The organism is Anaeromyxobacter dehalogenans 2CP-1, from assembly GCF_000022145.1.
Classification (GTDB): Bacteria; Myxococcota; Myxococcia; order Myxococcales; family Anaeromyxobacteraceae; genus Anaeromyxobacter; species Anaeromyxobacter dehalogenans.
Map to the genome: position 1 here is coordinate 1,340,960 of NC_011891.1, position 20,437 is coordinate 1,361,396.

General features: G+C 74.1%; 15 protein-coding genes. 9 read left to right on the plus strand and 6 right to left on the minus strand.

Going from position 1 to position 20,437, the window contains the following annotated elements:
* Nucleotides 1-9: 9 nt before the first annotated feature.
* On the minus strand, nt 10-834 hold the full coding sequence (locus tag A2CP1_RS05975; RefSeq protein ID WP_012632531.1) for a metal-dependent hydrolase: 825 nt from the start codon (nt 832-834) through the stop codon (nt 10-12).
* 383 nt (nt 835-1,217) lie between these two features.
* Between A2CP1_RS05975 and A2CP1_RS05980 the strand changes: the two genes are divergently transcribed.
* Nucleotides 1,218-2,120, plus strand: coding sequence for an RNA polymerase factor sigma-32 (locus tag A2CP1_RS05980; RefSeq protein ID WP_012632532.1), 903 nt, complete (start codon nt 1,218-1,220; stop codon nt 2,118-2,120).
* A gap of 73 nt (nt 2,121-2,193) precedes the next feature.
* Here A2CP1_RS05980 and A2CP1_RS05985 read toward each other — a convergent pair whose 3' ends face one another.
* The 5 genes from A2CP1_RS05985 to A2CP1_RS06005 all read right to left on the minus strand — a co-directional run bounded on the left by A2CP1_RS05985 (nt 2,194) and on the right by A2CP1_RS06005 (nt 8,699).
* Nucleotides 2,194-2,958 (minus strand): SDR family NAD(P)-dependent oxidoreductase, encoded by a 765-nt coding sequence (locus A2CP1_RS05985; RefSeq protein ID WP_012632533.1) that lies wholly within the window; start codon nt 2,956-2,958, stop codon nt 2,194-2,196.
* A 10-nt stretch (nt 2,959-2,968) separates the two neighbouring features.
* Nucleotides 2,969-4,546, minus strand: coding sequence for a sensor histidine kinase (locus tag A2CP1_RS05990; RefSeq protein ID WP_012632534.1), 1,578 nt, complete (start codon nt 4,544-4,546; stop codon nt 2,969-2,971).
* Nucleotides 4,543-5,247 (minus strand): hypothetical protein, encoded by a 705-nt coding sequence (locus tag A2CP1_RS05995; protein ID WP_012632535.1) that lies wholly within the window; start codon nt 5,245-5,247, stop codon nt 4,543-4,545. The genes A2CP1_RS05990 and A2CP1_RS05995 overlap by 4 nt, the downstream gene beginning before the upstream one ends.
* Complete coding sequence (locus tag A2CP1_RS06000) at nt 5,244-6,662, minus strand: BamA/TamA family outer membrane protein (protein WP_012632536.1); 1,419 nt, start codon at nt 6,660-6,662, stop codon at nt 5,244-5,246. Before A2CP1_RS06000 ends, A2CP1_RS05995 begins: the two co-directional genes overlap by 4 nt.
* A gap of 78 nt (nt 6,663-6,740) precedes the next feature.
* Nucleotides 6,741-8,699: a serine/threonine-protein kinase gene (locus A2CP1_RS06005; RefSeq protein ID WP_041450453.1), complete on the minus strand. Its 1,959-nt coding sequence runs from the start codon at nt 8,697-8,699 to the stop codon at nt 6,741-6,743.
* 149 nt (nt 8,700-8,848) lie between these two features.
* Between A2CP1_RS06005 and A2CP1_RS06010 the strand changes: the two genes are divergently transcribed.
* The 8 genes from A2CP1_RS06010 to A2CP1_RS06045 all read left to right on the plus strand — a co-directional run bounded on the left by A2CP1_RS06010 (nt 8,849) and on the right by A2CP1_RS06045 (nt 20,435).
* Nucleotides 8,849-10,249, plus strand: coding sequence for a DUF4912 domain-containing protein (locus A2CP1_RS06010; RefSeq protein WP_012632538.1), 1,401 nt, complete (start codon nt 8,849-8,851; stop codon nt 10,247-10,249).
* Nucleotides 10,250-11,845 carry a glycoside hydrolase family 57 protein gene (locus A2CP1_RS06015; RefSeq protein WP_012632539.1) on the plus strand — a complete coding sequence of 532 codons (1,596 nt, stop codon included), beginning with the start codon at nt 10,250-10,252 and terminating at the stop codon, nt 11,843-11,845.
* Nucleotides 11,773-12,843 (plus strand): hypothetical protein, encoded by a 1,071-nt coding sequence (locus tag A2CP1_RS06020; RefSeq protein ID WP_245529994.1) that lies wholly within the window; start codon nt 11,773-11,775, stop codon nt 12,841-12,843. Before A2CP1_RS06015 ends, A2CP1_RS06020 begins: the two co-directional genes overlap by 73 nt.
* A 320-nt stretch (nt 12,844-13,163) precedes the next feature.
* Nucleotides 13,164-14,705, plus strand: a complete 1,542-nt coding sequence (lysS, locus tag A2CP1_RS06025; RefSeq protein WP_012525196.1) for a lysine--tRNA ligase — start codon at nt 13,164-13,166, stop codon at nt 14,703-14,705.
* Nucleotides 14,706-14,707: 2 nt separating this feature from the next.
* Nucleotides 14,708-16,675 (plus strand): ABC transporter permease, encoded by a 1,968-nt coding sequence (locus A2CP1_RS06030; RefSeq protein ID WP_012632540.1) that lies wholly within the window; start codon nt 14,708-14,710, stop codon nt 16,673-16,675.
* On the plus strand, nt 16,675-17,352 hold the full coding sequence (locus A2CP1_RS06035) for an ABC transporter ATP-binding protein (RefSeq protein WP_012525198.1): 678 nt from the start codon (nt 16,675-16,677) through the stop codon (nt 17,350-17,352). Before A2CP1_RS06030 ends, A2CP1_RS06035 begins: the two co-directional genes overlap by 1 nt.
* A 101-nt stretch (nt 17,353-17,453) precedes the next feature.
* Nucleotides 17,454-19,835, plus strand: a complete 2,382-nt coding sequence (bamA, locus tag A2CP1_RS06040) for an outer membrane protein assembly factor BamA (RefSeq protein WP_012632541.1) — start codon at nt 17,454-17,456, stop codon at nt 19,833-19,835.
* Between the two features lie 18 nt (nt 19,836-19,853).
* Nucleotides 19,854-20,435 (plus strand): OmpH/Skp family outer membrane protein, encoded by a 582-nt coding sequence (locus A2CP1_RS06045; RefSeq protein ID WP_012525200.1) that lies wholly within the window; start codon nt 19,854-19,856, stop codon nt 20,433-20,435.
* Nucleotides 20,436-20,437 lie beyond the last annotated feature (2 nt).

A 20,437-nucleotide genomic window follows, 5' to 3' on the forward strand; every position in this document is an offset into this window, starting at 1 on the left:
CGCCCCGCGCTAGAACCCCACCGGCTTGCCCGGCTCGAGCACCCGCACCTCGGCCTTGCCCTTCAGCGCCGCCCGCAGCTCCTCCGGCGTGCCCGCGATCGCCGGGAACGTGCCGAAGTGCATGGGCACCACCGTGCGCGGGCGCACGTAGCCCACGGCGATGGCGGCGGCCTTCGGGTCCATGGTGAAGTGGCCGCCGATGCAGGTCAGCATCACGTCGACGCGCCCGAAGCGCTCCGGGAGCTGCTTCATGTCCTGCGTCAGGTCGGTGTCGCCGGTGTGGTAGAGCGTCGGGCCGCCCTTCACCTGGATCACGAAGCCCATGGGGTTGCCGCCCGGGTGCGCGGTGCCCTTGTCGTCCGCGTACCCGGAGCTGTGGACCGCGGTGACCATGGTGACGGCGGCGTCGCCGGCCTGGATCGTCCCGCCGATGTTGCCGAGCGTGTCCATCCCGGCCTGGTCCTTCGGGTAGCCGGCCGCGACCAGCGAGCTCCCGAGGTCGAAGTTCGTGATGAGCTTCGCCCCGGTGCGCTTCGCGAGCGCGACGGCGTCGCCCACGTGGTCGAAGTGGCCGTGGCTGACGAGGATGTAGTCCACCTTCGGCAGCTTCCCGGCGAGGCCGGGCTCTGGCGCCTTCGGGTTCGAGAGCCACGGGTCGATGGCGAGCACGGTGCCGCCGGGCGTGGTCACCACGAAGGCGGCGTGGCCGTACCAGGTGACCTCGGTCCTGCCGCGCGCGGCCTTCGGCTGGGCGGAGGCGGCGAGGGGCGCGGCGGCGAGCGCGGCGACGGCGAGCGCGGCCAGGCGCGCGCGAGGGCTTGAGGCGGACGGCATCCGAGGTCTCCTTTCGACGCGCCCGGGGCGGGCGCGGACGAAGCGGTCTTCTAGCGCCCCGGCGGGCAGCGGGGCGGACTCGTTCGGGGATGTAGGCGTCACGCTACGTGAACGTCCCGCGCGGCGCCCGCAGCGAGCGAGCGCGAGCGCGGCCATCCGCCCACGGGCCGCATGCCAGCCGGCACGCGGGGTGGGCCCCCGACCCGGCGCACCTGTCGCGCTTACCGGATCGCGCGCGCACGTGGCGCGACGAAGTTACAGGCACGCCCGGGGTTCACCTCGCCGGCGGCGCCGCTGGCGCGTGATCGGCGGCGATCCGGGGGTGGGCACGGACGTTGCTGGGGCGGGACGGGGCCTACGACGTTCCCCACCCTGGAGGAGAGATGAACCGACCGAGCACCGCGAGCAGCACCCTCGACCAGTACCTCCGCGAGATCAACCGGGTCGCGCTCCTCACCGTCGAGGAGGAGCGGCGGCTCGCCCGCCAGTTCCGCGACGAGGGGAACACGCGCGCCGGCCACCGGCTGGTCGAGGCGAACCTCCGCTTCGTGGTGAAGGTCGCGTTCGAGTACCGGTCCTACGGGCTGCGCATGGCGGACCTCATCCAGGAAGGCAACATCGGCCTGATGAAGGCGGTGCAGAAGTTCGATCCGGACAAGGAGATCCGGCTCATCTCCTACGCGGTGTGGTGGATCCGGGCCTACATCCAGAACCACATCCTCAAGTCGTGGTCGCTCGTGAAGATCGGCACGACGCAGGCGCAGCGTAAGCTCTTCTTCTCGCTGGCCCGCACCCGGCACGAGATCGAGCGGCTCACCCCCGGCGCCGGCCTCGCCGAGGAGGGCATCGACGTCGCGCTCGTCGCCAAGAAGCTCCGCGTGCGGCCGAGCGACGTGGTCGAGATGACCCAGCGCATGGAGGGGCGCGACCTGTCGCTCGACGCCCCGGTGGCCGACGGGACCAGCACGCACCTCGAGTTCACGCCCGCCGACGGCGAGCCGCAGGACGAGGAGCTGGCCCGCGCCGAGGAGGACGCGCTGCTCGCCCGTCGGGTGTCCGAGGCGATGGGGCGGCTCGACCCGCGCGAGCGCCACATCGTCGAGGCGCGGATCATGGGCGAGGGCAAGGAGACGCTCCGCGACCTCGGCCATCACTTCGGCTTCTCGCGCGAGCGCGCCCGCCAGCTCGAGATCCGCGCGCTCGAGAAGCTGCGCCGCGACCTCGAGCCGGTGGCCGACGAGATCGGCTGGCCGGTGACCGGCGCCGAGGCGAGCGCGGCCGACTGAGCGCCGCGTCTCCGCGCGGCATCCGCCCGCCCGTCGAGGCCTCGGGGCGAGCGGATGCCCGGAGCGGATGCCGCTAGCCCCGCTTCACCGCGAACGGCGAGAAGGCCTGCCGCTCGGGCATGAGCTCGAGCGCGTTCACGTTCACGTGTGGCGGGCGGGTCACGCACCACAGGATCGCGTCCGCCACGTCCTCGGGGCCGAGCGGCTGCATGCCCTGGTACACCTGCTTCGCCTTGCCAGCGTCGCCGGAGAAGCGCACCAGCGAGAACTCGGTCTCGACCATGCCCGGCTCGATCGAGGTCGCGCGCACGCCGGTGCCGATCAGGTCGGCCTTCAGGTTGAGCGTGAGCTGGCGCACGAACGCCTTGGTGGCCCCGTAGACGTTGCCGCCCGGGTACGGGTACGTACCGGCCACCGAGGCGACGTTCACGACGTGGCCGCGGCCGCGCTCCACCATGCCCGGCAGCAGCGCCCGCGTGACCACCACCAGGCCGGTGCAGTTGGTGTCGATCATGGTCTGCCACTCGTCCACCGAGGCGCGCTGCGCCGGCTCGATCCCCAGCGCGAGCCCGGCGTTGTTCACCAGCACCTCCACCTCGCCCCAGCCGGCGGGCAGGGTGGCCAGGCTCGCCTCCACCGCGGCGCGATCGCGCACGTCGAGCAGCAGCGGGTGGACGCGCCCAGCGTGGCGGGAGGCGAGCGCGTCGAGGCGGTCGGCGCGGCGGGCGGCGGCGACGACGCGCGCGCCGGCGCCGACGAGCGCGTCCACGCAGGCGGCGCCGATGCCGGAGGTCGCGCCGGTGACGAGGGCGAGGCGGTCGGTCAGGTCGTAGGGCATGGCGCGGATTCTAACCGCGCAGCGCCCTGGCCGCGCCCGGCGAATCGCCCGGCGCGGCGAGCGGCAGCGCGACGGTGAAGGACGCGCCGCCCCCGGGCCGCTCCCCGGCCTGGATCTCCCCGCCGTGCTGCAGGACGATCTTCTTCACGATGGCGAGGCCGAGGCCGGTCCCGGTGCCCTTGGTGGTGAAGTAGGGGTCGAAGATCCGCTCGCGCAGGTCGCGCTCGATCCCCGGCCCCTCGTCCGCGACCGTCAGCACCGCCCGGTCGCGGGTACGGGCCACCCCGAGGTGGATGCGGGCGCGCCCGGGCCGCGCCGCCTCGACCGCGTTCGCGCACAGGTTCGCGAGCACGCGGCGCATGAGCGCGCGGTCGAGCCCCACCGGGCAGCTGGGGCTGGCGCGGACCACGTCCACGTCCGCCGCCTCGGCGATCTGCGGGCTGGTGCGCACGAACTCCTCCACGAACTCGCCCAGGTCGGACGGCTCGGGCCGCACCTGCGGCAGCTTGGCGAAGCCGGAGAACTCCTCCACCAGGCGCTGCAGCGTGCCGATCTCCTCGCGCACGATCTCGCCGGCGTCCGCGAGCAGCCTCCCGAACGCCGGGTCGCCGCCGGGCGTCGCCTTCCAGCGCGCCTCGAGCTGCTGGAAGGCGAGCTGCATGGGCGTGAGCGGGTTCTTGATCTCGTGGGCCAGCCGGCGCGCCACCTCCTGCCACCCGGAGATCTTCTCCAGGTACACGATGCGGTCGCGGCTCTCGCGCACCTCGCGCACCATCGCGTTGAACGCGCGCGCCAGCCCGGCCACCTCGTCGACGTGGCGGCCCGGGTCCACCTGCACCGCGAGGTCGCCGGCCGCGAGCCGCCGGACCGCGCGCACCAGGTCGGACACGCGCCGGGTGGTCCGCCGCGCCAGCCAGAAGCCCACCCCGGCGGCCACCACCGCCCAGGCCACCAGCAGCAGCCCGAACGCGCGCACGTAGCTGCGCCGGATCTCCGCCTGGAGCCGCTCCACGTTCTGCACCAGCTCCGCCAGCTCGCGGGACTCCGCCACCTCGGCGAAGTAGCGGGCCTCGATCGCGAACACGCACTCGAGCTGGCCGCCGCCGGGCAGGCCCACCCGCGCCGGCGCCTCGCGCCACTCGCCCTCTGGGTTCGGCGCCTGCGTCTCGGCCTCGCTCACCACCTGGCCGTCGGGGCCGGTCCAGATCACCCGCCGCAGCCGCGGGGTCCGCTCCAGGGCGCTCGCCAGGTAGGCGGAGCCGGCGGCGGGATCGCGCGGGAGCCCGCGGGCGAGCGCGCGCGCCTGCTCGGCGTAGAGCGCCTTGCGCGCCTGGAACAGGTCGCCGTAGAGCGACGGGATCGACTCCAGGCGGTCCACCACCCGCGGGTCGAGCCCGAGCGTCAGGTTCTCCTCGGCGAGCCGCCCGGCGAGCAGGATGGCCCCGAGCGGCGGGAGGCTGGCCGCGATCACCAGCGCGAGCGTGATGCGCGCCTCGAAGCGCGACATGCGCAGGTGGCCGAGCAGCCGGCGGAGGCGGCCCGGCGCGGCGGTGCCCGCGGGCGCGGGGGCGCGGCCGGGGGCGCTCATCGGACGCTCACCTGGGCGAGGCTGAACGGGGCCGAGCGGAGCAGGCGCACGTCGGTGCCGGGGTCCGGGTCGCGGAGCAGGAAGCTCGCCACCGCCCCGAGGACGCTGCGCGAGCCGCCGCCCCCGCCGCCGCCCGCGCGGGCGCCGGCGGTGGGGTTCGCGATGTACTCGCGCGTCCGCTGGAGCTGCTCCTTCGACACCGGGTTCACCTCCACGCGCGCCTCCACCACCAGCCGCCCCGGCGGCAGCGCCCCGGCGGCGCCCAGGTCCACCTCCCGCGCGTCGGACAGCAGGCGCCGCAGCGCCGCGTAGTCGGGCAGCACGCGCCGCGCGCCCGCGGGCGTGCGCCAGTCCTTCACCGTCACCGCGTAGGTCTCGTCCCAGACGTCGAACAGGATCTCGATCACCTCGCCGGAGAGCGCCGCCGGCGGGCCGCCCTCCTCGCGCGACACCGTGACGTAGATGGCGACGAGGTTGGTGAGCCCGTTGCCGAGCTGCTTCTCCAGCGCGGCGGGGAACACGGCGGACAGGTCCAGCGTGGCCTGGAGGTGCCCGCCGCGGACCCACAGGTGCGCCGGCAGCGGCGCGGGCGCGGCGCGGGCCGGCGGCGCCGCCATCGCGAGCGCCGCGAGCGCCAGGCCGGCGAGCGCGGCGCGGCGCGCCCCGCGGCAGGGCTCCGTGCGGGCGGGCGGCGCGATCACAGGAAGTTGTCCAGCGCGTAGCCGAGCGAGGCGTTGAAGGTGCCCACCGGCGTGTCGAGGCGGAGCGCCAGGTCCGCCGAGAAGGGCAGGTCGGACACCGCGGTGCGGCCGCCGCCTGGGCGCGCCGCCGACCACACCCCGCGCGCGCCGATCGCGAGGTAGCCGCGGTGGAAGAAGCCGCCGCGCGACCAGAGCGGCACGGCGTACTCGAGGCCGGCCATGCCCAGGACCGCGTCGTAGCGCGAGTCGGTGGAGAAGTTCAGCTCGAGCGCACGCCCGAGCGCCGGCCCGACCGTGAAGTACGACCAGTCCGCCGCGTAGAAGCGCTCGAAGAACGGCGCCGAGCCCTGCGCCGCGCCGGCCGCGAGCTGGAGCCGGAGCCTGCGCCCGAGGAGCGCGTACGCGGTCTCGAGCTGCAGCAGGTAGCGGCTGTACTCGTAGTCGCCGCCGAGGAGCGCGGAGCCGAACGTGACCTGCGCCACCCCGCGGAAGCCGTCGGTCGGGAAGAAGAAGTCGTCCCGCGTGTCGATCTCGTAGGTGCCGGTGAGCGCGGACAGGTCGGACCAGCCGACCAGGATGGCGGGGCCGGGCCCGCGCGCCGCCGCCAGCGCGGGCGAGTCGTCGATGGCGGCCGCGTGCAGGCGCTCGTAGCGGTAGGTCGCGAGGAGCCGCTCGAACGGGCCCGGCCGCATCCCCAGCGTCACCTCGCCCGCCGCGCGCTGGTACCGGATGCGCGGGGCGCGCCCGTAGTCGGAGCGGTACGCCTCGCAGCCCGGGTCGTCGCAGGTCAGCTCCTCGCCGCGCAGGAACTGGCCGGAGACGCCGAACACGAGCGGCGGCAGCCGCCGCGGCGTGAGGTCGGGCGCGAAGAAGCCGCCGCGCAGCGCGAAGCGGGACGGGTCGTCGGACCGGCCCGACGGGGACCCGCCGTACACGAACGCGCCGGAGAGCCCCATGCCACGGCCGAGGAAGTTCTGCTGCGACAGCCCGAGGCCGCCGTAGAACGGCTGCGGGCCGGTCGAGCCGAACACGAGATCGCTCACGATGAGCGTGTTGCGCTCGGTGACCTCGATGACGAGCACCACCAGGCCGCGCTCCGAGCCGCGCTCGACCCGGGTCTCCACCCGCGAGAACCAGCCGAGCTGCAGGAGGCGCAGGCGGGACAGGAGCACCCGCTCGGTGTCGAGCACGTCCCCGGGCGCCACGAGCAGGTGGCGCCGCACCTCGGCCTCGCGCGTGTGCGTGAGGCCGCGCAGCTCGATGCGCTCCAGGTGATAGCGGCGGCCGAGCGGGCCGGCCTCGGGGCCGCCGGCCGGCGCGGGGGCGGGGGCGGGCACCGCCGGGGCGGGCACCGGCGAGGCGCCGGGGGCGGCGGCCAGCAGCGCGAGCGCGCAGAGCGTGGGGAGCGCGGGCATCGGGCGGCGAGTCTACCGAAAGACGCGGGGCCGCGGTCCGCATTCACCGCGCCGGCGTCGCGGCCGGGGCGGGCGGCGTCAGCGCCGCTCCTGCTCGCGCCGGAACGCCACGTACCCTTCCACCGCGGCGGCGTCGAGCGGGTCGGCGGCGAGCGCCGCCTCCCAGGCGGTCCGGGCGGCCTCGACGTTCCCCAGCTTCCGCGCCACCTGGGCGCAGGCGAGCTGGCGGCGGGCCTCCGCGGCGCGGGCGGGCTCGGCCTCGTGCAGCTCGCGCCGCCGCGCGTCCCGGAGCGCGTCCGGGACGCCCGCCGCCAGGCACCGCCGCACGCCGCGCCAGTTGCCGGCGCGGGCGTCGTGCGCGAGGCGCGGGGCGGGCGTGGCGAGCGCGCCCTGGGCCAGGTCGAGCCGCGCGAGCAGCGCGCCGGTGCGGGGGGCGTGATCGGGCGCGAGCGGCCGGGCCCGGAGCGCCTCCAGCTCCTCCCGGAGCGCGCGCGCCGCGCGGCGGACCTCGGGGAAGTCGGCGTCGGGCGGCATGCCGAGCAGGGCGTACGGCCCCTCCGCGGCGCGCCGCTCCAGCACCTCCAGGCGCGCGCTCGCGCCCCCCGGGCTGGGCGGCGGCGAGGTCGGGGCCGGCTCGCGGCGGAGCGCGTCCGCGAGCGCCGCCACCGCCGCGCGCGCGGCGGGCGCGAGGTCCACGAGCTGCAGCGCGAAGCCGGGCGCCATGCGGAACGCGGCCGCCTCGGCGCGGGTGACGTGGCGCACCACCTCCGCCGCGAGCACGAGCGGCGCCCGCAGCGACGCGTGGGCCAGCTCGACCTTGACGCGCGCGAACAGCGGCGGCAGGTCGTCGTCCGCGCGCAGGTACAGGCCGGCCCGGGTGAGCTCGACGATGGGCAGCCGCCGCGGCACCGGACCGGCGCGCAGCAGCGCGGTCAGCTCGGGCTCGGGGCGGGTGGCGGCGGCCGCGCGCGCGCGCTCCGCCTCGTCGGCGCGGCGGTCGGGGACGGCGGCGGCAGGGGCCGGGGCCGCCGGGCGTGCCAGCCGGGCCGCGGCCGGGCGCAGCGCCTCCGCCAGGGCGCCCATGTCCTGGAAGCGGTCGGCCGGCGCCTTGGCGAGCGCGCGCAGCACGGCGGCCTCCAGCTCCGGCTCGAGGTCGGCGAACGCGGACGGCGGCGGCGGCGGCTCGCGCAGGTGCGCGAGGAGCAGCTTCTGGACCGGCCCGGAGTCGAACGGGCGGCGCCCGGCGAGCAGCTCGTACGCCATCACCCCGAGCGCGTACACGTCGGTGCGGGCGTCCACCGGCCCGCCCTCGCACTGCTCGGGGGCCATGTACTCGGGGGTGCCGATGATCGCGCTCGAGCCGCCGGTGGCGTGCCCGGTGGCGCTGCGCAGCTTGGCGATCCCGAAGTCCACCAGCTTCACGAAGTCCGGGCGCCCGCGGCGGGGCACGAGGAACACGTTCTCGGGCTTGAGGTCGCGGTGGACCACCCCGCGCTCGTGCGCGCACTGCAGCGCGTCGCAGAGCTGGAGCAGCACCTGCAGCGCCACGGAGCGCGGCAGCGGGCCGCGGGCGAGCCGCTCGGCCAGCGTCTCGCCCTCGAGCAGCTCCATCACGTAGTAGCGCCGGCCGGACGGCAGCGAGGCGAGGTCGTACACCCCGACGATGTTCTCGTGGCCGATGAGGTTCACCGCCCGCGCCTCGTCGTAGAAGCGCTGGACGAGCTCCGCGTCGGCGGCCATCGACTCGTTCAGGAACTTGATGGCCACCCGGCTGCCGATGACCGGGTGCTCGGCCAGGTACACCGTGCCCATGCCGCCACGCCCCAGCATGCGCACGATGCGGAAGCTGCCCACCTGCGCGCCCACCAGCGGGTCCGCGCCGGCGTCCGGCGGCGGCGCGGCGGCGCACCCGCCGAACACCAGCGTGCGGGCGGCGGCGTCGGCGGGGGTGCAGGGGTAGGACGGCGCGTGCGGTGCTCCGCAGCGCAGGCAGGCGGTCGCGCCCGCGGACTCGTGGACCTTTCCCGGTTCCTGCAATGAACCCCCCGCGGTTTGCACGTTCAGCCTAGCAGACGGCGGCGGCGGGCCGTGCCCCGCGCAGGGGGGACAGATCCGCGCGCGCGCCGTCGCGGACCCCGGAAACCGCTTGCCCCACCGTGCGAACATTGATTGAACCAACCCGAGCCATGCCCGACCTCAGGAAGATGACCGTGGAGAGCCTCCGCGCGCTCGCGCGCAAGGTCCTCGGGCCGGGTCACTCCCGGCTGAAGACCAAGGCGGAGCTGGTCAGCGCGCTCGAGGAGGCCGGGGCGGGCGAGCCCGCCAGGGCGGCGCCGTCGGGCCCGTCCGCGGCGAAGGCGGCCCCCAGGGCGAAGCCGGCAGCCAAGGCGAAGCCGCCACCGAGCGTGAAGCCGGAGAGGCCGGGGCCGGGCGCGCGCGTCCGCGCCGCGGCGGGACGCGCCGTGAAGGCCACCGGCGAGGCGGTGCGCGCGGTGAAGCAGGCGGCGGGCGAGGTGGCCCGCCGGGGCGCGAGGAAGCCGGCGCGGGAGGCCGCCGCCGAGGTGGCGGAGGCGGGCGTGCCGGCGCCCTCGAAGGCGGCGAAGCCGGGCCGGCCCGGCGCGGCCGCCCGCGCGGCGCGCGCCGGCGCCGGGGCGGCCATCGGGGCGGTGGTCGGCGCGAAGGCGGGCGCCGCCCCGGCCCGGGCGCGCAAGGCGGGCAAGGCGGCGACCGCGGCGGCGGCCGTGGCGGGCGCGGCGGTGGGCGCGGCCGTCGGCGCCGCGGCCGGGGCGCGCGCCGGGCGGCGAAAGGCCGCGGCGCGCAGGCCGCGCGGCGCGGTGCCGGACGCGGAGGGCTTCTTCGTGGCGCGCGTGCGCGGCGAGGACGCCGTGCGCGACGCGCCGCACCCGCTGGTCGAGCCGGAGCCGGAGGACGAGGACGCCGCCGCCGAGGAGGCGGAGGGCACGCCCTCCGGCGCGCCCGCGTACGACGAGGGGCTGGGGGAGCTGCCCTGGGGCTACGGCGACGACGCGTTCGTCGCGCTCCCCCGCGACCCGCGCACGCTCTTCCTCTACTGGGACTGGTCCGGCGCCACGCTGGACGCCGCGTTCCAGGGGCTCGAGCACGGGCGCTCGCAGCTCTGGGTCTTCGCGCGGAGCGGCGCCGGGTGGGAGCGCGTGCGGGTGATCGACTTCGCGCTCGAGTCGCGCGGCTACTACGTGCACGACCTCGAGCCGGGGCGGGCCTACCGCGCCGAGATCCACGTGGTCGACCGGCGGGGCGCCGAGCGCCTGGTCGCCCGCCCGTCGAACCCGGTCGGCCTGCCGCCGTCGGGCCCGTCGGGCGTGGTGGACGACCGGTTCGTGCGCATCCCCTGGGACATGCCGCTCGGCCGGCTGCTCGGGCCGGGCCACGCGGGCGGCCCGTTCTCCGACGAGGTGCGCGCGCTGCTGGCGCGCCTGTCCGACTGGTCGCGCTTCGGCAGCGCGCCGGTGTGGGGCGGGAGCGCGGGCGGGATGGGGGGGCGGCCGTCGTCCCCGACCGCGGCGCCGTCGTCGCCGGGGCGGCCCGTCGAGCCGAGGGAGAAGTAGATGATCGACGTGCGCGGCTACGTGGCGCTCCAGCTCCACGCGCACCTGCCGTTCGTCCGGCACCCCGAGTACGACGACTTCCTGGAGGAGGACTGGCTCTACGAGGCCATCTCCGAGACGTACCTCCCGCTGCTCCAGGCGTTCGACCGGCTCACCGACGAGGGCGTGCCGTTCCGCGTCTCGATGACGATGACGCCGCCGCTCGTCGCCATGCTCCGCGACGAGCTGCTCATGTCGCGGTACGCGCGGCGCCTCGACAAGCTCTGCGAGCTCGCGGACAAGGAGGTCCACCGCACCCGCAAGGACGCGACCTTCCACGGCCTGGCGCTGCACTACCAGCAGGAGTTCCGCGGGCTGCGGGCGCTGTTCGGCGACCGCTACCGCCGCGACCTGGTGGGCGCCTTCAAGCGGCTGGAGGACGCGGGCCGGCTCGAGATCGTCACCTGCGGCGCGACGCACGGGTTCCTGCCGCTCATGCAGGAGTATCCCGAGGCCGTGCGCGCGCAGATCGCGGTCGCGGTCGCGCACCACCGCCGCCACTTCGGCCGGGATCCGGCCGGCATCTGGCTGCCGGAGTGCGGCTACTTCCCCGGCCTCGACGCGTACCTGGCCGAGCAGAACATCCGCTACTTCTTCGTGGACACCCACGGCATCACCGACGCCACCCCGCGCCCGCGCTACGGCGTCTACGCGCCCATCTACACGCCCACCGGGCCGGCCGCGTTCGGGCGCGACGCCGAGTCGTCGATGCAGGTGTGGAGCGCGGAGTCCGGCTACCCGGGCGACGCCGACTACCGCGAGTTCTACCGGGACGTGGGCTGGGACCTCGACCTCGACTACGTCCGGCCGTACATCCAGCCCACCGGGCAGCGGAAGAACGTCGGCATCAAGTACTACCGGATCACCGGCCGGACCGCGCACAAGGAGCCCTACGACCCGGGCCGCGCGCGCGAGCGGGCCGCGCAGCACGCCGGCAACTTCATGTTCAACCGCGAGCGGCAGATCGAGCACCTCGCCTCGCGGATGGGCGGCGTGCGCCCCATCGTCGTCTCGCCCTACGACGCCGAGCTGTACGGTCACTGGTGGTACGAGGGGCCGATGTTCATCGACTACCTCGTGCGCAAGACCGCCTACGACCAGCGCGCCTTCCGGCTGGCCACGCCCGGCGACTACCTGCGCGAGAACCCCGAGCAGCAGCTCGCCACCCCGCCGCTCTGCTCCTGGGGTGCGGGCGGCTACGCCGGCGTGTGGCTGGACGGCTCGAACGACTGGATCTATCGCCACCTCCACAAGGCGGCCGAGCGGATGATCGCGCTGGCGCGCGACTACAAGCAGCCCACCGACCTGGAGCGCCGCGCGCTCTCGCAGGCCGCGCGCGAGCTCCTGCTGGCGCAGTCGTCCGACTGGGCCTTCATCATGAAGACCGGCACCATGGTGGACTACGCCATCCGGCGCACGAAGGAGCACGTGCTCCGCTTCACGCGGCTCCACGACCAGCTCCGCGCCGGCCGGATCGACGAGGGGTGGCTCGCCCACGTCGAGCAGAAGGACAACATCTTCCCCGAGATCGACTACACCGTGTACGCGCCGCGCTGACCGCTGCGCGGCGGCCGGGCCCCCTCGGTGCCTGCCGCCGCCGCGGGCGGCGCCTCGCCGCGGCGCTGCTGATCCTCGCCGGCTGCTCGTCGGGCGGGAGCGATCCGGCGCCGGTCACCGGCTTCACGCAGGCAGACCTCGCCGGCGACTGGGACATCCTCCAGCTCGCCACGAACGACGCGGCGGGCTGGGCGGACGTGGTGGTCCGCATCGCCGCCTCGGGCCAGGTGACCGTGCTCTCGTCCCTCGACGACGCGGGCGACACGGGCCTGCCGCCGACCGGGTTCGACCTGAAGGCGCTCATCGCCGAGCACGGCACCGTGCGCCTCGCCGGCGCGGACGGCGACCCGACGTTCCACGGCGCCATGACCGCGGCCCGCACGCTGCTGTTCGGCACCGGCCAGGAGGGCGCGCCGGTCGTGCGGCGGAACCTGTACGCGTGGCGCAAGCGCGTGCCCGGGCTGACCTACTCGGCCGCCGACCTCGCCGGCCGCAGCTTCGCCTTCCACGGCCTCTACGCCGGCGCCGGCGTCCGCTGGACCCATGGCGCCGCGAGCACCGACGCGGCCGGCGTGCTCACCGTGGGCGAGCTCCACGCCTCCGACGGCGTCGGGATGGACCCGGGCGCGGCGGGGACGCTCTCGGTGGACGCGGCGGGGGTGGTGCGGCTCGACGACGGCGCCGCGACGCGGGGCGTGATGGCGCCGGAGAAGAACGCGGTGTTCCTGGTGCACCTCTCCGGCGACCCCACCGCGCGCGAGCCCGGCTTCCTGGTGCTCCAGCGCACCGGCCGGACCTTCGCGCAGGCCGACCTGGCCGGCGACTGGGCGCTGCACCTCGTCTACAGCGGCGCGAGCGTGCTCTCGTCGGGCTGGAACACGGCGCGGAGTCGATCGACGCGAGCGGCACGCTCACGTTCAGCGCGTTCGAGAACAGCGCCGGCTCGACGGTGCTGCCGCGCTTCCGCCGGATCGCGCTGTCCCCCGGCGGGCGGCTGACGACCGACGCGGCCCCGACCTGCCTCGGCCAGCTGTCCTGGGACGGGGACTACTACGTCCGCATCTCGGGCGGCGCGACGAACCCGTCGCTCGGCATCAATGCGCGGTGACGGCGGGGCCGTCGGTCGCGCGACGACGGGGGCCGTCGACGCGAGGTGACGCCGCGGCAGGGCGCCTCCCTCGGCGGGCCGTCCGGGACGCTCGGCGCCCTCGCGGCCGCGCGGATCCCGCGTTGACGCCCCGCGCCGACCCGACTAGCCTCCCCCCCCGCACGCATCTCCCCGGAGATTCCTCCGAGGATCCGAGAGATTCCGCACCCGATGGCCGACGAACTTGGAACGACCGAGCGCGAGATCATCGCGCAGCGTCTGAAGAAGGCCGAGGCGCTCCGCGCCCTCGGCGTGAACCCCTTCGGAAACGGCTGGCAGCCCCGCCACCTCGCCGACGAGCTGCTGCGCCACTACGGCGACCAGCCCGCCGAGGAGATCGCGAAGGACCCCGGCGACTGGTCGCTCGCCGGTCGCGTCCTGGCGGTCCGCTCCTTCGGCAAGGCCGCGTTCCTGCGCGTCCGCGACCGCTCCGCCGAGCTCCAGGTGTGGGTGAAGAAGGATCGCGTGGGCGAGCAGGCGTTCGAGGTCTTCAAGCTGCTCGACATCGGCGACATCGTGGGCGCGGAGGGGCCGGCGACCCGCACCAAGACCGGCGAGCTGACGCTGGAGGCGCGGACGTTCACCATCCTCACCAAGGCGACGCGCCCGCTGCCGGAGAAGTGGCACGGCCTCACCGACGTGGAGCAGCGCTACCGCCAGCGCTACGTGGACCTGGTGGTGACGCCCGGCGTGCGCGAGGCGTTCGTGAAGCGCGCCCGCATCGTCTCCGGGATCCGCCGCTTCCTGGACGCGCGCGGCTACCTCGAGGTGGAGACGCCCACGCTGCACAAGCCGGAGGAGGCCGGCGGCGCGGCCGCGCGGCCGTTCGAGACGCACCACAACGCGCTCGACCTGGACCTGAAGCTCCGCATCGCCACCGAGCTGCACCTGAAGCGCCTCGTGGTGGGCGGCCTGGATCGCGTGTACGAGATCGGCCGGATCTGGCGCAACGAGGGGATCGACCGGCGCCACAACCCGGAGTTCACCTCGATCGAGTTCTACCAGGCGTACGCCACCCACGAGGACCTGATGCGCCTCACCGAGGAGCTGATGCACCGGCTCGCGGTGGAGGTGACCGGCGGGCCGGTGGTGACGTTCCAGGGCCAGGCCATCGACCTGACCCCGCCGTTCCCGCGCGTCTCCATGCTGGAGGTGGGCGCGCGAGCGCTGGGGCTGTCGCCGGACGACGCGCTGGCCGGCCGCGGCCTCGCCGAGGCGCTCTCGCGCGCGGCGGCGCGCGAGAACGACTCCGAGGACGCCTGGAAGCTGGAGCAGGCCGCGAAGAAGACGCCGGGCGAGGCGGTGGCGCTCGCGTTCGAGATCTTCGGCGAGCCGCAGCTCCCGAAGGACCGGCCCGCGTTCGTGGTGGACTTCCCGCTCGAGACGAGCCCGCTCTCCCGCCGGCGCGACGCCGACCCCCGGCTGGTGGACCGCTTCGAGCTGTTCGCCGCGGGCATGGAGCTCGCGAACGCGTTCTCCGAGCTGAACGACCCGGCCGACCAGCGCGCGCGGTTCGAGGCGCAGATGCGCGCCAAGGCCGCCGGCGACGAGGAGGCCATGCCCTACGACGAGGACTTCGTCCGCGCGCTGGAGCACGGCATGCCGCCCACCGCGGGCGAGGGGATCGGCATCGATCGCCTGGCCATGCTCTTCACCGACTCGGCGTCCATCCGCGACGTGATCCTGTTCCCGCTGCTGAAGTCCCGCGACTGACCTTGTCCGATCCCGTCCCGCACCGGCCCGGCTCCGAGCCCGGCCCCCGCCCGGCGGCCGCGCCCGGCGCCGCCTCCCGCGACGGCGCCGCCCACCCGGTGCCGCCGGTCTTCTCCTTCGCCGCGTTCGCGCTGGTGCTGGCGGGCGTGTTCGGCGCCGCCGCGGTGGCGCCGGTGGCGCACGCCTTCTTCGGCGACCGGCTGGGCCTCCCCACGCCGCTCGCCAGCGGCCTCGCCGCGCTCGCCGGCGCCGCGCTCGGCGGCGCGTTCGGCGCCGCGGCCGCGCGGGTGGGCCGGCGCCTCGCGTTCTACGAGCTCTCCGCCGCCACGCTGCTGTGGACCGCGGTGGTCGCGGTGCTGGTGGGCGTGCTGCCGCCGGGCGTCCGCGGCGCGGTGGGCGCGATCCAGGCGCTCGAGGCCCAGGGCACGCTGGTGGTGGTGCTCGGGCTGCTCGGGGCCGGCCTGCTCTCGGCGGTGGCGGTGTTCGCGGGGGCGAGCCTCGCGTACCTGCTGGCGGGCGCCGGCCGCGTGGACGCCTCGCTCTCCTACGAGCTGTTCGTGGCGCGCAGCCACCTGAAGCTCTCGCCGAAGGCGCTGGCGGCGCTGTTCGCGGTGGTGGTGACCGGGCTGCTCCCGGGCCTGCTCCTCGCGCTCGCGTGGTCGCTCGTCCGCGACGCCCGGGAGCGGCGCGCCTACCGCCGCGGCGAGCTGTTCCACCGCCCGCGCATGCCGGCCACGCTGCTCATGACGCTCATCTCGATCGGCGGCGTCGCCATCGGCGTGTGGGCGCTCACGGTGGTGCTGTCGGTGATGAGCGGCTTCGAGGCCGACCTGAAGAAGAAGATCCTGGGCCACACCGCGCACGGCATGGTGCTGAGCTACGGGCAGGACGACTTCGGCGACTGGCGCCGCATCCGCGAGACGGTGCTGGGGGTGCGTGGCGTCGAGGCGGCCACGCCGTTCCTCTACAACGAGGTGATGCTCTCCACCGGCCAGAACCTGACCGGCGCGATCCTGAAGGGCATCGACGTGAAGACGATCGGGTCGGTCACCGACCTGCCCGCGAGCGTGCAGGACGGCCGGCTGGAGTGGCTGGAGGCGCCGGCGGAGATCCCGCTGCCCCGCGAGGGCGGGAACGGCGACGCCGGGGCCGCGCCGGAGCGGCCGCGCCCCGGCCGGCCGCTGCCCGGGATCGTGATCGGGCGCGAGCTGGCGCACGCGCTCCGGGTCTTCGTGGGCGACCAGGTGAACCTGGTCTCGCCGTTCGGCGACCTCGGCCCCGGCGGGCCGCAGCCGAAGAGCCGGCCGTTCCGCGTGGCGGCGGTGTTCTACAGCGGCATGTACGAGTACGACTCGAAGTTCGCGTACATCTCGCTGCCCGAGGCGCAGCGGTTCTTCGGCGTGGAGACGGTCACCGGGCTCGAGGTGAAGGTGCGCGACGCCGACGCCGCGCGCTCGGTCATGGGCCGGGTGGTGTTCGCGCTCGGCGGCTGGCCCTACCGCGCCAAGGACTGGGGCGAGCTGAACCGCAGCCTCTTCTCCGCGCTGCAGATGGAGAAGGTGGTGATGGCGGTGATCCTCGGCTTCATCGTGCTGGTGGCGAGCTTCATCATCGTCGCCACCCTCATCATGCAGGTGCTGGAGAAGCGGCGGGAGATCGCGGTGCTGAAGTCGATGGGCGCCGGGGTGCCCAGCGTCATGAAGATCTTCGTGGTGGAGGGCGTGGTGATCGGGGCGGTGGGCACGCTCTTCGGCCTGCTGCTCGGGCTCGGCACCTGCCTCCTCATCGACAAGGTCGGCATCCCGCTCGACCCGGGCGTCTACTACATCTCCAACCTTCCGGTGCTGCTCGACGGCGCGCAGTTCACGCTGGTCGGCCTGGCCGCGCTCGCGCTCTCGTACCTCGCCACCATCTACCCCGCCACCAAGGCGGCCCGCCTCCACCCCGTGGACGGGCTGCGGGACGAGTGATGCAGCCCGCGCCGCTCATCCGCATCGAGGGTCTGGGGAAGACCTACCTCATGGGCGAGAAGCGCCTGGAGGTGCTCCGCGGGATCGACCTGGAGATCGCCGCCGGCGAGCTGGTGGCGCTCACCGGCCCGTCCGGCGCCGGCAAGAGCACCTTCCTGCACCTGCTGGGCGCGCTCGACGTGCCCACCCGCGGGCGGGTCCTGTTCGAGGGGGAGGACGTGTTCGGGCGCGGCGAGGACGGCCTGGCCGCGTTCCGGAACCAGACCATCGGGTTCGTGTTCCAGAGCCACCACCTGCTGCCCGAGTTCACCGCGCTGGAGAACGCCATGATGCCGGCGCTCATCCGCCGCGTGGCCCGCGGCGACGCCCGCCGCCGCGCCGCCGAGATGCTGGAGACGGTCGGCCTGGGCGAGCGGATGGAGCACCGGCCCGGCGAGCTGTCCGGCGGGGAGCAGCAGCGCGTCGCGCTGGCCCGCGCGCTGTGCCTCCAGCCGAAGCTGCTGCTCGCGGACGAGCCGACCGGCAACCTCGACCCCCAGACCGCCGAGGGAATCCACGCCTTGCTCGCAGACCTGAACGTCCGGATGGGAATCACCGCGGTGGTGGTGACGCACAACGAGCGGCTCGCCGCGGCGCTGCCGCGCCGGCTCCGCCTGGTCCAGGGACGGCTCGCTTGACGCGCCCCGCGACCCCCGCCCCGCGTCGCGCGGCGACGGGGCAGGCCACGGCGCAAGAGTGTTTGAGGTTTTCCAGGGGCCGGTTTAGATTCCGCGGCTCCGTGACGCGCCACCTGCTCAGCGTCCCCGTCCTGCTCGCGGCGCTGCTCCTGGCCGCGGTGCCCGCGCTCGCGCGCGGCGCCGACCCCGTGCTGTCGGACGTCCGCATCGAGGGCAACCGCCGCGTCGAGGTGGACGCGATCCGCGCGACCATCTCCAGTAAGAAGGGCGAGCCGCTCGACCCCAAGAAGGTGGACCAGGACCTCCGCGGCATCATGCGCCTGGGCCTGTTCGCGGACGCGACCGCCGAGCTGGAGGGGCCGGAGGCCTCGCCCGCCCTGATCTTCAAGGTGGTGGAGCGGCCCACCGTCCACGAGGCGAAGATCGTCGGGAACGAGGCGCTCTCCAAGGACGACCTCAAGGACACCGTCGAGCTGAAGCCGTACGCGGTGCTCGACCTGGCCGTCGTCCGCAAGGACGTGAAGAAGATCCAGGAGAAGTACGTCGAGAAGGGGTACTACCTCGCCGACGTGACCTGGAAGGTCGTGGACCTCCCCGACAACCAGGCGGACGTGATCTACACCGTGGACGAGAAGGCCAAGGTCCAGGTGAAGGAGATCCGCTTCCTCGGGAACGATCACGTCCCGAAGGACGACATCACCCCGTTCATGCAGACGCAGGAGGGGAACCTCCTGTCGTTCCTGAACTCCACCGGCACGTACAAGGAGGAGGCGTTCCAGCACGACCTCCAGTCCGTCCAGGCCGTCTACATGGACAAGGGCTACGTGACGGTGAAGGTCGGGAAGCCGTCCGTCGCGCTCTCGCCGGACCGCCGGTTCCTCTTCATCACCATCCCGGTGGAGGAGGGCGAGAAGTACGACATCGGCAAGATCGAGTTCAGCGGCCAGCTCCTCGACCGCGAGCCGGTGCTGAAGCGCATGGTCCGCACCAAGACCGGCGACCTGTTCATGCGCTCGAAGGTGGGCGCCGACATCTTCGCCATCGGCGACCTCTACAAGGACATGGGGTACGCGTACGCGAACGTCACCCCGCTCACCAACACCGATCCGAAGCGCCGCATCGTGGACATCAACTTCGAGGTGCAGCCCGGCCCGAAGGTCCACTTCGAGCGCATCGAGATCATCGGCAACGACAAGACGCGCGACAAGGTGATCCGCCGCGAGCTGCGGATCTACGAGGGCGAGCTCTACAGCGGCACCGGGATCAAGGCGTCGAAGCAGCGCATCACCGCGCTGGGCTTCTTCGAGACGGTCGAGATCACCACCAAGAAGGGCAGCAAGGACGACACCATCGTCGCCACGGTGGAGGTGAAGGAGAAGGCGACCGGCACGTTCCAGGTGGGCGCCGGCTTCTCGTCCTACGAGAACTTCATCCTCACCGGGCAGATCTCGCAGAACAACTTCTTCGGCTGGGGCCAGACGCTCTCGCTGCAGGTGCAGTGGTCGTCGATCCGCCAGCTCGGGCAGATCCAGTTCGTCGAGCCGTACTTCCTCGACACGCGCTGGACCTTCGCCTTCGACCTGTACGCGACCGAGGGCTACTACACGACGTTCACCCGGCGGGCCATCGGCGGCTCGATGACCTGGGGCTACGAGCTCTCCGGCCTCTACCCGTGGTGGTCGTTCGCGCGGAAGCTCGACGACCTGCGCCTGTTCGCCACCTACACGAACGAGTACGTGTCGGTGTCGGCCTCCGACTCCGGCCTGCTCTACGCGAACCAGTTCAAGTCCGGCACCACCAGCGCGCTGCGCCTCTCGCTCCAGTGGGACAAGCGCGACAACCGCCTGTTCCCGTCGCGTGGCTGGTTCATCTCCACCAGCGCCGAGGCCGCCCCGCCGCTCCTCGCGCCGCAGTGGGCGTTCGGGCAGAACGTGAACCTGTTCACCCGGTACGCGGTGGACGCGCGCTGGTACCGGCCGGTGTTCCTCGGCCTCATCGCCCGCGCGAAGCTGACGCTCGGCTACATCCGCAACTGGGACGCCTCGCACCAGGTGCCCATCTCCGAGCTGTACTACGTGGGCGGCATCAACTCGCTGCGCGGCTACCGGTACCTCTCCATCGCGCCGGCCGAGGACGTGGGCCGCTCGCGCAACCCGTCGTCCGCGCTCTACCCGCTGGCGGTCGGCGGCGACAAGCAGCTCGTCCTGAACCTCGAGCTCGAGTTCCCCATCGTCGAGAAGGTGGGCGTGCGCGGGGTGCTGTTCAGCGACATGGGCAACGCGTTCGCCCGCGGCAAGTACTCCGATCCCGACGTGCCGCTGTCGCTCTACAAGTCGGTCGGGTTCGGCTTCCGGTGGTTCAGCCCCATCGGCCCGCTCCGCTTCGAGTGGGGCATCCCGCTGAATCGCCGCAAGGACAAGCTGACCGGCGAATACGTCGATCAGGCGCTCGACTTCCAGTTCACCATCGGCAACTTCTTCTGATCCACCGAAGGACCCGCCATGCGCACTCTCGCTCGCCTCTCCCTGCTCGCCCTCCTCCTCTCCGCCACCGCCGCCCGCGCCGCCGAGGCCAAGTTCGGCTTCGTGGACCTGCAGCGCGCCATCCGCGAGGTGGACGAGGGCAAGTCCGCCACGGCCGTGCTGAAGAAGGACTTCGACGAGAAGCAGAAGGTCATCGACCAGAAGAAGGCCGAGTTCGACAAGCTCAAGGCCGAGTTCGACAAGCAGGCGGTCGTGATGGCCGATCAGGCGAAGAAGGACAAGGCGTCCGAGCTCGACCGGAAGGCGATGGAGCTGCAGCAGCTGTTCGTGCAGCTCCAGAAGGACCTCTCGCAGCGCGAGGGCGAGGTGATGCGCGGCATCGTGGACAAGATGACCGGCGTCATCCGCGAGATCGCCGAGGCGGACGGGTTCACCATGGTGTTCGAGCGCAACGACGCGGGCATCGTGTACGCGCCGCAGTCGCTCGACCTCACCAACGAGCTGGTCCGCAAGTACAACGCCCGCTTCGGCGCCGGGAGCAAGGCCGCCGGGCAGGCGAAGAAGGCCGAGCCGGCCAAGCCGGCCGCCGGGAAGAAGTAGGC